We start from the raw sequence: 12,592 nt of genomic DNA on the forward strand, positions 1-12,592 counted from the left end.
AACGGGATTTCTTTTTTTATTTCTAGTCTATCTCCAGATAGACTCTTTCAAAATGGAATCTAAAGAATTGTTTTTTATAAAGAAAATCAATCTTATGATGTGATACCCGACAAGGAAAACACCTAAACCATATGCCAATCTTTTATTGTACATAACCGTATTAAAATACTCCTTTTTAGTGATTAATTCCAGGGTCAATATAACAATACTGACAACACTAAATACAATTACAAAAGGGCCCAATATGTGATAGCTTATGCTCTTGTAGCAATCTCCTTGATAAAAATAAACCAATGATTTCGTAATCCCACAACCTGGACATGGAAAACCTGTAATCATTTTGAAAGGACACAAAGACTGATCGGTCTCAAGATGATTATCCCCATTGAAAAACATTAAAAAAAACGGAATCATCAGCGTTAGAATAGCGCCTATAATCCCGTAAATTTTACGTTTCTCTTTAGTATTAATTGTATAATTTATTGATGTCATTTTGAACTATCATTGCAGCAATCATTGGAAAGAAAAGCCCTAAAATAAGTAACAAAACCGTATCATCTTTTTGAGCTGAACCAGACCTATGATATACATCCGGAAGTCCGTCTCTACCCGCTAAATAAAAGAAATAAATATTTACAGGATAGCAACAACCGGCAAATATGGCGATTGGTTGTGAGATAACTTCTCGCTCAGAAACTGCATTAAAAACCTCTGCAACTTTAATATTCCAATAGATTAAATACAATCCACAGGTTAAAAACCCAAAAATTAATACTAATACTGGATCTACTTTAAATACGGGAATAGGTTTCCTTGGAGTGTTCCAAGTTTCTTGTACGATTTCTTCCATTTTGGTTTAGTTAAATTTAAGTTAGTAAATATTGAAATATAAAAATTTATTGAAATGCTGTATCGATTGGTTCCCAAAGTTCTATCTTATTTCCTTCGCTATCCAGAACCCAACCAAATTTTCCATACTCATAAGACTCCATATCACCCACAATTGTTACACCTTCATCCGATAATTTTTCTAATAATTTTTCTAAATCATCCACTCTGAAGTTTTGCATGAACTCTTTCTCGCTTGGCGCAAAATAATTGGTGTCATCAGCAAATGGTGACCATTGGGTAGAACAATCGTTTCCTTCTTTGTCTTTCCACCAAAAAGTGGAACCATATTGATCCGTTTTTAAACCCAAATGTTTTCCGTACCAAGCTACCAGTTCTTTAGGATTTTTTGATTTAAAAAAGAAACCGCCAATTCCCGTAACCCGTTTCTCCGGCTCGGTATCTTTGGCTTGACCAAAATACTTTGTTTTTATTTTATCAACTATAACTTGCGCCAACCGTTCATGGCTTTCGAATGTCCAACCTGCAATATGCGGGCTCAAAATCACACTCTTAGCTTGTAATAAATATTGAAAAGCCTCCGGTGTATTTTTATCGTTAAAAAGGGTTTCAAAAGACAATTTTTCATATTCCAAAACATCTAAACCAGCACCGAGAATTTTACCGGATTGCATGGCAGCAACCAAATCGGCAGTGACAATATTATTACCCCGAGAGGTATTTATTATCCAAAAAGGTTTTACAAATCCACTGATAAAATTACTGTCGACCATTTTATCTGTTTCGGGAGTCCAAGGAATATGAAGGCTTACTACATCCACTTTTTGTTTGAATTCTGCTAATGAAACCTGCTTCGCATTGGCGTCACCAACATTTTCCTGAATATCATAACACAACACTTCCACGTCAAAACCACGTAGTTTTTTGGCAAATGATTTTCCCATGTTTCCGTAACCGATAATTCCTACTGTTTTTCCGTCGAGTTCATGACCACGGTTGCTTTCACGGTTCCAATGCCCTGATCGTATCTCATTATCCGCTTGGTTCAATTTATTAAAAAGGGACAAAATCATTCCCAATGCATGTTCGGCCACCGCGTTTTTATTTCCTTCAGGAGCAGCGATAAGCGTAATGTTTTTGGACTCTGCATAATCGCAATCAATGCTTTCTAATCCTGCCCCAACCCGTGCAATGAATTGCAAATTAGTAGCTTTGTCCAAAAATGTTTTGTCAATTTTGAAACGGCTTCGGATAACAATTCCCTGATACTCATGAATTTTAGCTTCAATTTCCTCTTTTGAAGATGTGAAATCACTATGATTTATAAATCCGGACTGTTGCAATTGATCCCAAAGCAAGGGATTATTACTATCGATATGAAGGATTTTGATGTCCATAAAATGTACTTTTTTAATACTTCAAATTAACAAAAAAATTACGGTTTATTGTTTTATCAAAGAAAATTAGCTCATAAAATCGTAAATTAGCCTTCTCAATTTTTATTATAAATCGTATGCTTATAATAAATGAAAACCGAAAAATGAAATTAACGAAAACATTCAACGCTTTTTTCGAAAGCGAAAAAGCCGGTGGACTCTTATTACTTTTTGTAACAATACTCTCTCTTTTATTAGCCAATTCTCCCGTTCAAACCGAATATATTGCATTTTGGGAAACCAATATTGGCAGCCATTCCATAACACATTGGATCAATGACGGTTTAATGGCTATCTTTTTTCTACTCATTGGTTTAGAATTAGAACGTGAAATATACCAAGGAGAACTATCCAGTATAAAAAATGCGGCTTTACCTATTTTTGGAGCCTTGGGCGGAATGGTTGTTCCTGCCGGAATCTTTTTACTGTTTAATTTTGGAACTATCACACAAAATGGAGCCGGAATCCCTATGGCGACAGATATTGCTTTTGCTATTGGAATCCTGTCACTTTTAGGAAATCGTGTTCCTACATCTTTGAAAGTATTCCTGACTGCGCTTGCCGTAATCGATGATTTAGGCGCTATTATGGTAATTGCCATATTTTACACGGACACTATTGCTTATCTAAATTTATTTATCGCTTTTGCTATTATGGGTGGTTTGTTTATCCTGAACCGAAGAAAAGTACACAGTCTTATTCCTTATTTGATTGGTGGAGCAGCGATGTGGTATTTCATGCTAAATTCAGGAGTGCATGCGACAATAACCGGAGTATTATTAGCCTTTGTAATTCCTTTTGGAAATGGAGGCAAAAAAACATCTTCGTACCGATTACAGCATTTTTTACACAAACCAGTGGCGTTTTTTATTCTTCCTTTGTTTGCCATAGCAAATACGTGCATTGCTATAAATTCAGATTGGCATGAGGGATTGAATCATCCCAACACAATTGGAATTATGCTAGGGCTTGTTGTGGGAAAACCATTGGGAATCTGGTTGTTTTCACTACTGGCGGTTAGTTTAGGAATTTGTACGCTGCCAAGAGATCTAAAATGGAGCAGTATTCTAGGCGCAGGAATGCTGGGCGGAATAGGTTTTACAATGTCTATTTTTATTACGCTTCTTGCTTTTAAAAACGACGGAGAAGAAGTAATCACGTATTCCAAAATTGCGATTCTAATTGCTTCATTCATTGCCGGAACCATTGGTTTCTTATGGTTAAAATTTAATTTGAAACCTGCAAGAGCAAAAAAATAACACAATAATATTAATTACAATTAATTTAATCAAAAAAGCCTCGTTTAAGTAATATTAAACAGGCTTTTTTTGATGCGTAGTAACAGCTTTTACTTTGAATAACTTATCGCAAAACTATTTTTGAAATTTCTTTTCTTAATGAATAAATATGGCATAAATGAAATAATCATCACAGAAGAAAATTTTTGAAGTATTGCAAATTGAATAATCAAACCTGTTACTACCATTCCTGTTAGCATCCCAAATCCAAGATTGTACGTAAGACTTGGATTTATGGTCAGTACTTTCGTTTCTCCCTCCTTAAGTAGTATTTCTTCTGTTTGAAAAGAAATTCCATCACCAATTTCAATATTATGTTTTCCGGGTAAAACAATATATTCTTTCCGGTTGTTGTTGTTGTTGTTGTTCATCTCACAATCCATTTCATTGGCTATGCGCAACATATAACGATTAGATTTATTATAAACTCCACTACTTTTAGACATTCTGACTACTTTTAGACATTCTGACTACAATTGTGCTCTGATTCATCTTGAGATTATTTATTGGTTGCCAAACGGTTAAAGTGCCGTTATATGGTTCTGGCAGAAATCTAAACTATTTTTTCCTAAAAGGCATATCCTATTCCTATATGCAAATAAGGAATGTATTGATTTCTATTATACGCTCCATCTACATTCTGCACATTACCATTAACTGAATTCTCTTTCAAATACACCACACGATACCCAAACCCTAAAGCAGTCTCATAAGTGAAATGATTTCCTATTTGGCGTTTTAAACCCCAAGTGGGAACAATAGCTAAATCAGCCGTTTTGGTTACGTTATCCGCTAAATTAATCACAAACCAGTCCGGGTGATAACTTGTCTTGATTGAAACATAATTGCCGCTATTATTGGCTGTTTTTTTACCTTTTACATTCCTTTTTTCCAGATTGTAATAATATCTTGGTTCTACAGTTAGTACCGGTTGCAAAATAAAACCGGCGCCATCGTAATGATCTCCAACCGTAAAATCCTTTTCAAGACCAATTTCACTTCGTAATGCGATGCTACTTGACAATTTGCTTTCATTGTTAAACCAAATTCCGGTGTGTACTCCAAATCCGGTTTGTATTCCAAAAATTGATTTTTCAACTGGTACTTCTTGAGCGTTTGCATTTAGATTGAATGCTAAAATCAGGACTATTATTACTTTTTTCATTTAGTCTGTACTCGTTTTTTAATCTTTTAACTCGATTTCTGTTTACTTATTAGTCCAATAATCAACTACAGTAACTTTCTCTGGCGCTGGATTTAAAACAGCTACAAAAGCTTTATGATCCGGATGAATCAAATACGCATCTCTATCAGCTTCACTGCTAAAAGTCAACACAAAACAATGTGTCAAACCATTATTCAAGTTTTCAGGACTGTTATTAATTCCCCATTCATACGCTTTGATCAATTTGATTTTATGCTCCAAGTTCCCAAAAGCAGTTACCACTTTATCAATTGCTACTGCATCTGTACCGGGTTTCCAACCAAACATAACAACATGTTTAAGAACTTGTTTTTGTTTGCCTTGTTGAGCGTTTACAGTATAACTTGAAATTAAAATAAGAGTTAAAAGAAGTAGTTTTTTCATGGTAGTTTTTTTTCAAATATAGTATTTATTTGAGTGTTTATACAAATATGAAATATCAATATTTGTGGAGCTTTAATTAAAAAAATTGCGCAAAGTCAGAGACATTTGCGCAGCTTATAAAATAAACACTTTTCGAAACTGAGTTTTTTAATTTTTTTTAGGTTTTCCAAAAAATTGTTCTGCATTTTTATAAAATATTTTTTCTTTTTGTTCCGATGATAAAAAATCAAGTTTATTTACAGATTCTATCACTTGTTTGATATCTCCATTATCTGATCCAAACATTAATCTGTTCTCCAAACCAGCATCTATTAATCTTTTCATTGTAGCATAAAAATCTTTGTAAGGAATATTGTCTGGATTTGCAATAACAGAAATATCTGTGTACACATTCCAATAAACGCTCATAATACCAACCGTTTCCTCGATAAAAGGATATCCAGAATGCATTATCCAAATTTTTAATTTTGGAAATTTCAGTATTAAATCTTCCATTAAGATTGGACTGCCTAAACCCACTCTAAAATTTGGGCATCCATGATTTGGACCTGCTAAACCTGTATGAATGCCAACTGGCAGATTGTATTTTTCTGCTAACGCATAGTAAGGATATAACAATTTATCCGATGGTGAAATCCCATAATACTGGCTTAGTATCTCCCCTATAAAATCAATTTTGCCATCATTAATTTGCTGTTCTACCCATTTAATATCGGGTAATTCCTTTCCGTTTGAAAAGCAAAGCTGATTACTATATGGTACTTTCCCTTTTGGACATGGCAACATTAATCCATGTAATAATTCCATTTTGAATTTATTTCGGTACGTATTTTGCAAATCCCATGAAGAACTGATTGCAGCTTTGTAAACACCCGAAGTTTCTAATTGTTGCATTTGAATATCAGGATTTGTCTCTCCATGGATGTGTGTGTCAAACACTTTTTGCGAGTAAACAGTATAGGATTCAAAAAGAAATATGATGAGAATTATTATTAATTTTTTCATGTGATTTCATTTTATTTTCAGTTTCACAATATTGCATTTTGGTTCGTATGTGTATTGCAGGCAACCGTAAATATACGCATGTTTTAAAAAAATAACAATATCAAAGCATTGATTATAAATTACTTGCAAATAAATCGATTTTTAAAAATGATTTTATAAATAAAGCTATGACGAATGATTACAGATTTTTGATTGCTTCGCCTGTTCGCTCTTTCAGGCTCGGGTAACGATTTTTGATTTCAGATGTGAAAATATGTAAACAAGTCAATTCTTTCCGCGTGAGGGATAAAAGCAAGCTACCGAAGTAGCGCGGATTGCCCGACGCCATTAAAAAAAGGTCTTATCAACGGTTAGCTGATAAAACCCTTTTTTTAATGGGGGCACGCCCAAATGAGGTTTACCCCTTGATTTGTTTCAACGACGTTTTGATTCCTCGTATCAAGGACGAACTGAATCCGTGCATTTCCATTTCGTTCAATCCGGCTATGGTGCAGCCTTGTGGTGTGGTGACACGGTCAATTAATTGTTCCGGATGTACTTTTTCTTCCAGCAGCATTTCGGCAGCGCCTTTTACGGTTTGCGCAGAGATTGCCAAGGCGGTTTGCCAGTCAAATCCTATTTCGATTCCGGCTTGCATTGAAGCCCGAATGTAACGCAGCGCAAAAGCGGTTCCACTGGCCGCAAGAACGGTTGCTGCATCCATTAATTTTTCGTCAATAATAGGAGCGGTTCCCAAACTCTGAAAAAGGGAAACTACGTCTTGCGCCTTCTCTTTGTCTTTTTCATGGAACGCAATACAGGTTGCTGATGCGCCAAACTGTGCCGCAATATTGGGCATGATTCGGACAGCGCTATTCAAATCGCCTATCTTCTTTTGTAAATTTTCTATGGACAATCCACTCACTGCCGAAGCGATGATTTTATTGGAAATTACAGGAAGAATTTCATCCAAAACAACATCTACTTGGTATGGTTTTATGGTTAAAATAATGACATCGGCTTCCTGAATCTGATGGATGTTATTGGTGGAAACCGTAGCACCTAATTTTTCAAGATACAGAATGCTGGATGTGTTTCTTCGGGTTATGGTGACTTGGTTTTCTGGTGAAAATTTTGATAGTCCTAATGCGATAGAAACGCCTAAGTTTCCTCCGCCAATGATGTGTACTCTCATGCTGGTTGTGGTTTTCCTCTCCCTTACCGAAGCTTCGGGACTCTCCGAAGAAATGGATGATATGGGAAAGTGTTGGTTGTATGGTTATAGTTTTTTACGTTTGTTTCTAAAAAATATAATTTGATGGATTGTCTATTTTTAAAAGTTATTATCTTCTCGCTTTTCACTCCTCACTTTTCACTTTTTCAAAACCCCAAAATCATTTTTGCTATCGAAAAATAAATCAGAATTCCGCAAATATCATTACTGGTTGTGATAAACGGTCCGGTTGCCAGTGCGGGGTCAATCCCAAATTTATCCAGTAATAACGGAATAAAAGTCCCTATTAACGAAGCAATAATAATTACTGAAACCAATGCTATGGTAACAATAATTCCAATGATGATTTCGACATTCAACAGAAAATGACTTCCTAAAAATAATATCGTGGCCAGAATCACTCCGTTTAACAAACTCAGTGACACTTCTTTTATCAGTCTGCTAAACAAGGATCCGCTCAACGTATTGTTAGCCAAACCCTGTACTATAATTGCCGAGGATTGTACGCCTACATTTCCTGCCATTGCGGCAATAAGTGGGGTGAAAAAGAATAAATTCCCATGTTCGAACATCGCTCCTTCAAACAAGCCCAGTACTTTTACGGAGATAAAACCACCCAAAAGTGCCAAAACTAACCAAGGCAACCGTGCTTTTGTATGCTCAAATATACTGTCATCCGCTTCCACATCTTGCGAGATACCTGCTGCCAATTGATAATCCTCATCGGCTTCATCCTTGATTACATCCACAATGTCATCAATGGTAATTCTTCCTACTAATCGTCCCATTTCATCTATTACAGGAATGGCTTCTAAATCGTATTTTTGCATGATTCGGGCCACCTCAACATCTTCGGTATCTACTTTTACCGAGTTTAATTTTCGGATGTAAACATCACTTACTGCTGTTCTGGAAGAAGTAGTCAATAAATCCTTAAGTGACAAACGCCCTTTCAATCGGTCTTCATCATCCACCACGTAAATCGAATGGACTCTGGAGATATTTTCGGCCTGAATGCGCATTTCTTTTACACAAGTAAGCACATTCCAATTTTCATTGACTTTAACCAATTCCTTATGCATGATCCCACCTGCGGTATCTTCGTCATAACGCAATAAGTCAACAATGTCTTTGGCGTGCTCAACATCCTGAAGTTCTGATATTACTTCGGCTTTCAAATCTTTAGAAAGCTCCGCAATAATATCGGCTGCATCATTGGTTTCCAGCTCATCTAATTCTTCCGCAATTTCTTTTGGCGAAAGCCTGCTCAATATATTTTCCCGCAAATCATCTTCGAGTTCAAGAAGAATTTCGGCAGTTTTTTCACTGTCTAATACTTTAAAAATATAGGTCGCTTCATTAAAATCAAGCTCATCCAGAATTTCAGCAATATCAGCATGGTGCATATCATTCAATAACACTCCCAGTTGCTGGTCGTCTTTACTTTGAATGAGTTGCTCTAATTCCTGAATTAATTCTTTGCTGATTTTAAACTCCATCGGCTTCTATTTTTTGGGTGAGTTCTATGAACTGCTCTACATTTAATTGTTCTGGTCGAAGGTTGAAAATTTCATCTTCTCTCAAACTATCCGACAAATTTAAGGTTTTCAAACTGTTTCGTAACGTTTTACGTCGTTGTTGAAAAGCTGTTTTCACTACGGTAAAAAACAATTTTTCGCCGCAAGGTAAACTGTAATCTTTCTTCCTGCGCAAACGTAAAACACCCGATTTTACCTTTGGTGGTGGAATAAAAACATTTTCATCTACCGTAAATAAATATTCCGCATCATAAAAGGCCTGTACTAAAACCGACAAAATTCCATAGGCTTTTGTTCCCTTTTTTTCACAAATACGTTGCGCTACTTCTTTCTGGAACATTCCTGCAAATTCCGGAATCTGATCGCGATATTCCAAGGTTCGAAATACAATTTGTGTCGAAATATTATACGGAAAATTCCCAATTATTGCAAATTGCTTCCCTTCGAAAATTTCGTTGATATTGTATTTCAAGAAATCTTTAGATATGATTCTGTCTTTTAATTTTGGATAATTTTGGTCCAAATACGTTACTGATTCCGTATCGATTTCAATAACATAGGTGTTCACCGGTTTATCCAACAAATATTTTGTCAAAACTCCCATTCCCGGACCTATCTCTAATACATCATCATATCCTTCTAAGTTCAACGTGTCAGCAATGTCTTTTGCAATGCTTTCGTCTTTCAAGAAGTGCTGTCCGAGGTGTTTTTTGGCTGTTACTTTTTCCATGTTTTTTATTTTGCCACGAAGGCACAAAGTATTTTATATTTTTTTTAAAATTGGAGATCACAAATTACGACTTCAAGATTCTCAGATTTCTAATCTGAACACTAAAAAACCGAACTCTGAACACTTTTTTAATAATCTGCAATCAATTCTAATTCTGTTCTAAAAGCAAGCATTTTATCTCCAAATAATTTCAATCCTTCTTCGCGAAAAGCTGGTGCATCTTCCTGGTAGTATTTCTCCAAAGTTTCTTTGCTGTCCGTTGCATATTGAACTGAATAGGTTACTCCGCCCATTTCTTCTTCAATTAAAACCCGTACCATTCTTGCCGAAGAGAATTTCCCTGTAGCCAGAATTTCAGGAATATGTTTGTGTTGCATCCAAATCATCCATTGATCGTGAACGCTTTCATGTATGTTTGTGGTAACGTTATATAATATCATTATTGTTAATTTGGTTAATCGTTTTTTTGGTTAATCAGTTAAACTTTTAACCTGTCAAACTTTTTTATAAATTAGTATCGCCTCGCAATTGCCTGAATTTCTTCCTTGCTTCCACAAAATAAATACTGTCCTGATGATTGAACAATACCTTTTCATATAGTGGTTTCGCTTTTTCAGGCAACAATTGCTTGTTATAAATTTCTGCCGAAAAATACAACGCTTCATCGATGTAAATTCCGTTGCTATGCTGATCAATAATCGTTTGGTATTGGCTTAGAGCCAAAGCAAAATCACCTTTCTTTTCATATATTTTCCCTAACCGCAACAAGGTCACGGCTTCTATTTCCTGTCCTTTATTATTTTTTAATATCGTCTGAAACTGCGTTACCGCTTCCTGATTTCTGTTTTGATACAACAGATAGTCTCCTTTTGCAAATTGTTTCAAAGCCGTTTGCGTCGAATCGGCTGCGGTATTGTCATTGATTAACAGAAAATATTCCAAAGCGTCATTAGCGATCAACTGTGTATTGGCCGATTTCAATTCCTTAAATTGCTTCAATGCCCAAGCAAAATCGGTTTTGAAATAACTGGTTTTTGCGGCTTTCAAACTGGCTTCATGCGCCATTACATCATTCTTCAAATCCAATTCAATCTGCGAATAATAGATCAAAGCCTGGTTAAATTTTTCTTCATACAGCAAAATATCTGCCAGTTCCATTTTGGCATTAGCCAATTCATAATCATTCAATTGCAATTCCAACGCTCTCTTGACTATTGCCTTTCCTTCCTCCGGTTTTTTTAAATTAAAAGCTGTAAAATGTGCCTGAATCAGCTGCAAAGATAAGGTAAAAGGACTTATTTCAAATTGTTTCAACAAACCGTCTAATTCTGTGTTGATGGCTGCAAAGTCATTTTCGGATGCTTTTTCAATTTTCATGGTTACCAAATAAGAATTCGCTTGAATAAGCAATTCTAAATCTTGTGTGTTTTCCAATACAAAGCCCAAAATTTCCTTAGCCGTTTCCTGATTCTCTTCTTCAATGGCCAGTTGCCCTAAATTTACAATATTGGCAAGCGATTCCGGATTGCGTTTGTAAATGGCTTTTTCCTGAATAAAAGCTTTTTCGAACTCTTTTTGCTGTACATAAAACCAACTCAAATAATGATTCCAAAAAAGATCTTGATTTTTTTGTGTTCTTAAAATTAATGCTTTACGTAATATTTCATTGAAGTTTGCGTCACCTTCGTCAACCATAAAACGAACCAATTGATTTTGGATTCGAATGGAGTTTTGAGGATTCGCAAACGCTTCATCCAGAAAAGTAGAAATCATCATTTCCATATTAGACAATTGACCGTAAAGCAATCCTATTTGATAATTGAAATTAAAATTCGGTTCCAATTCTGTTGCGGTTTGGTAGGATTTCAGAGCGTATTCGAGCAGCACTTTTCTCTCAAAAGCGTTTGAAATTCCGTAGACTTCATTTGGATTTTTTCTGATTCGATCTAATGCTTGCTCGTAGTAAATTTTGGCTTTGGCATCATTTTTTTGCAACTGAAAATTATACCCTAATTCCACCAGAAGATTCCCTTGATTGTATTTTTCAAGTCGTTCTTGAATGGCTTTTTCAGCACTATCAAATTGCTGTAATTGCTGCGAACAATCTATTATTCTTAAAAAATACTGTGAGTTTAATGGAATCTCTTGCAGCAACTCTTCATAGCTGATTTTCGCTTTTTCAAAATCGCCTTTGTCATAATAATACTGCGCTAATTGTTCGTTTTGAGCAAACGCAAATAGCGATAAAAACAGATGTATAAAGAGAACGATTTTTTTCATTTTTTACCTGTTTTTTTAATTCAGATTTAGGTTATGGAATAAACATCAGTCTATTTATTCATTTCCCTTTTTAATCCATTTTCCAACTTCCGGTGCCGTGTAATTTTCCATTTTGTACAACAACTCTTCCACATCATTACTAACCAGAATCATCTTTTGATTTATTTCTTTTAAAAAACCGTTATCGACCATTTTTTGGATAAATTGCAATAATAAATTATAAAATCCATCAACGTTTAAAATTCCAATTGGTTTCTTATGAAGTCCAAGCTGAGCCCAAGTGAGCATTTCGAAAAACTCCTCTAAAGTTCCAAATCCACCAGGCAATGCAATTACGCCATCGCTTAATTCATTCATTTTGGTTTTTCTTTCGTGCATACTTTCTACAATAATTAATTCTGTCAAATTATCGTGAGCAACCTCTTTAGACATCAAAAAACTAGGTAAAACACCAAATACTTTTCCGTTTTCACTCAAAACACCATCTGCAACCGCACCCATTAAACCAACTTTTGCTCCACCGTAAACCAAATCAATGTTCTTCTTGGCCATTACCTGTCCTAGCAATACCGCTTGAAGCTCATGATTTTTATCATTCCCAAAACTGGAGCCACAGAACACCGTAATTCTTTTCATCAACAAAATATTTTTCAGT

General features: G+C 35.3%; 14 protein-coding genes. 1 reads left to right on the forward strand and 13 read right to left on the reverse strand.

Annotated features, from left to right (window positions below; all coding sequences use genetic code 11):
• Positions 1 to 27: 27 nt before the first annotated feature.
• Genes E0I61_RS01500 through E0I61_RS01510 form a run of 3 tightly spaced genes read right to left on the reverse strand, consistent with a single transcriptional unit; the run spans position 28 to position 2,246 of the window.
• On the reverse strand, positions 28 to 492 hold the full coding sequence (locus tag E0I61_RS01500; protein ID WP_132068933.1) for a DUF2752 domain-containing protein: 465 nt from the start codon (positions 490 to 492) through the stop codon (positions 28 to 30).
• The gene (locus E0I61_RS01505; RefSeq protein WP_131991013.1) at positions 467 to 850 is read right to left on the reverse strand and encodes a DUF4234 domain-containing protein; all 384 of its coding nucleotides are present in this window, start codon (positions 848 to 850) and stop codon (positions 467 to 469) included. Before E0I61_RS01505 ends, E0I61_RS01500 begins: the two co-directional genes overlap by 26 nt.
• A gap of 46 nt (positions 851 to 896) precedes the next feature.
• Positions 897 to 2,246 (reverse strand): NAD(P)-dependent oxidoreductase, encoded by a 1,350-nt coding sequence (locus E0I61_RS01510; protein WP_394346054.1) that lies wholly within the window; start codon positions 2,244 to 2,246, stop codon positions 897 to 899.
• 143 nt (positions 2,247 to 2,389) lie between these two features.
• On the opposite strand from E0I61_RS01510, the gene nhaA reads away from it, so the two are divergent.
• Entirely contained in the window at positions 2,390 to 3,544 is a 1,155-nt protein-coding gene (gene nhaA / locus E0I61_RS01515; RefSeq protein ID WP_131991011.1) for a Na+/H+ antiporter NhaA, read from the forward strand.
• Positions 3,545 to 3,633: 89 nt separating this feature from the next.
• Here the strand turns inward: nhaA and E0I61_RS01520 are convergent, their stop codons facing one another.
• The 10 genes from E0I61_RS01520 to E0I61_RS01565 form a co-directional block, all read right to left on the reverse strand.
• The gene (locus E0I61_RS01520) at positions 3,634 to 4,029 is read right to left on the reverse strand and encodes a hypothetical protein (protein ID WP_132068935.1); all 396 of its coding nucleotides are present in this window, start codon (positions 4,027 to 4,029) and stop codon (positions 3,634 to 3,636) included.
• A 122-nt stretch (positions 4,030 to 4,151) separates the two neighbouring features.
• Positions 4,152 to 4,748, reverse strand: a complete 597-nt coding sequence (locus E0I61_RS01525; protein ID WP_131991007.1) for a hypothetical protein — start codon at positions 4,746 to 4,748, stop codon at positions 4,152 to 4,154.
• A 42-nt stretch (positions 4,749 to 4,790) separates the two neighbouring features.
• Positions 4,791 to 5,171: a Dabb family protein gene (locus tag E0I61_RS01530; RefSeq protein WP_131991005.1), complete on the reverse strand. Its 381-nt coding sequence runs from the start codon at positions 5,169 to 5,171 to the stop codon at positions 4,791 to 4,793.
• A 147-nt stretch (positions 5,172 to 5,318) separates the two neighbouring features.
• Positions 5,319 to 6,176 carry an amidohydrolase family protein gene (locus E0I61_RS01535; protein ID WP_132068937.1) on the reverse strand — a complete coding sequence of 286 codons (858 nt, stop codon included), beginning with the start codon at positions 6,174 to 6,176 and terminating at the stop codon, positions 5,319 to 5,321.
• 397 nt (positions 6,177 to 6,573) lie between these two features.
• On the reverse strand, positions 6,574 to 7,350 hold the full coding sequence (gene proC / locus E0I61_RS01540; RefSeq protein ID WP_131991001.1) for a pyrroline-5-carboxylate reductase: 777 nt from the start codon (positions 7,348 to 7,350) through the stop codon (positions 6,574 to 6,576).
• Between the two features lie 185 nt (positions 7,351 to 7,535).
• Positions 7,536 to 8,888 carry a magnesium transporter gene (mgtE, locus tag E0I61_RS01545; RefSeq protein ID WP_131990999.1) on the reverse strand — a complete coding sequence of 451 codons (1,353 nt, stop codon included), beginning with the start codon at positions 8,886 to 8,888 and terminating at the stop codon, positions 7,536 to 7,538.
• Entirely contained in the window at positions 8,878 to 9,657 is a 780-nt protein-coding gene (gene rsmA, locus E0I61_RS01550) for a 16S rRNA (adenine(1518)-N(6)/adenine(1519)-N(6))-dimethyltransferase RsmA (protein ID WP_131990997.1), read from the reverse strand. Before rsmA ends, mgtE begins: the two co-directional genes overlap by 11 nt.
• A gap of 128 nt (positions 9,658 to 9,785) precedes the next feature.
• Positions 9,786 to 10,097 (reverse strand): DUF4286 family protein, encoded by a 312-nt coding sequence (locus E0I61_RS01555; protein ID WP_131990995.1) that lies wholly within the window; start codon positions 10,095 to 10,097, stop codon positions 9,786 to 9,788.
• Positions 10,098 to 10,161: 64 nt separating this feature from the next.
• Entirely contained in the window at positions 10,162 to 11,937 is a 1,776-nt protein-coding gene (locus E0I61_RS01560) for a tetratricopeptide repeat protein (RefSeq protein WP_132068939.1), read from the reverse strand.
• A 54-nt stretch (positions 11,938 to 11,991) separates the two neighbouring features.
• Entirely contained in the window at positions 11,992 to 12,573 is a 582-nt protein-coding gene (locus E0I61_RS01565; RefSeq protein WP_132068941.1) for an LOG family protein, read from the reverse strand.
• Positions 12,574 to 12,592 lie beyond the last annotated feature (19 nt).

The organism is Flavobacterium ranwuense (genome assembly GCF_004349315.1).
GTDB lineage: Bacteria > Bacteroidota > Bacteroidia > Flavobacteriales > Flavobacteriaceae > Flavobacterium > Flavobacterium ranwuense.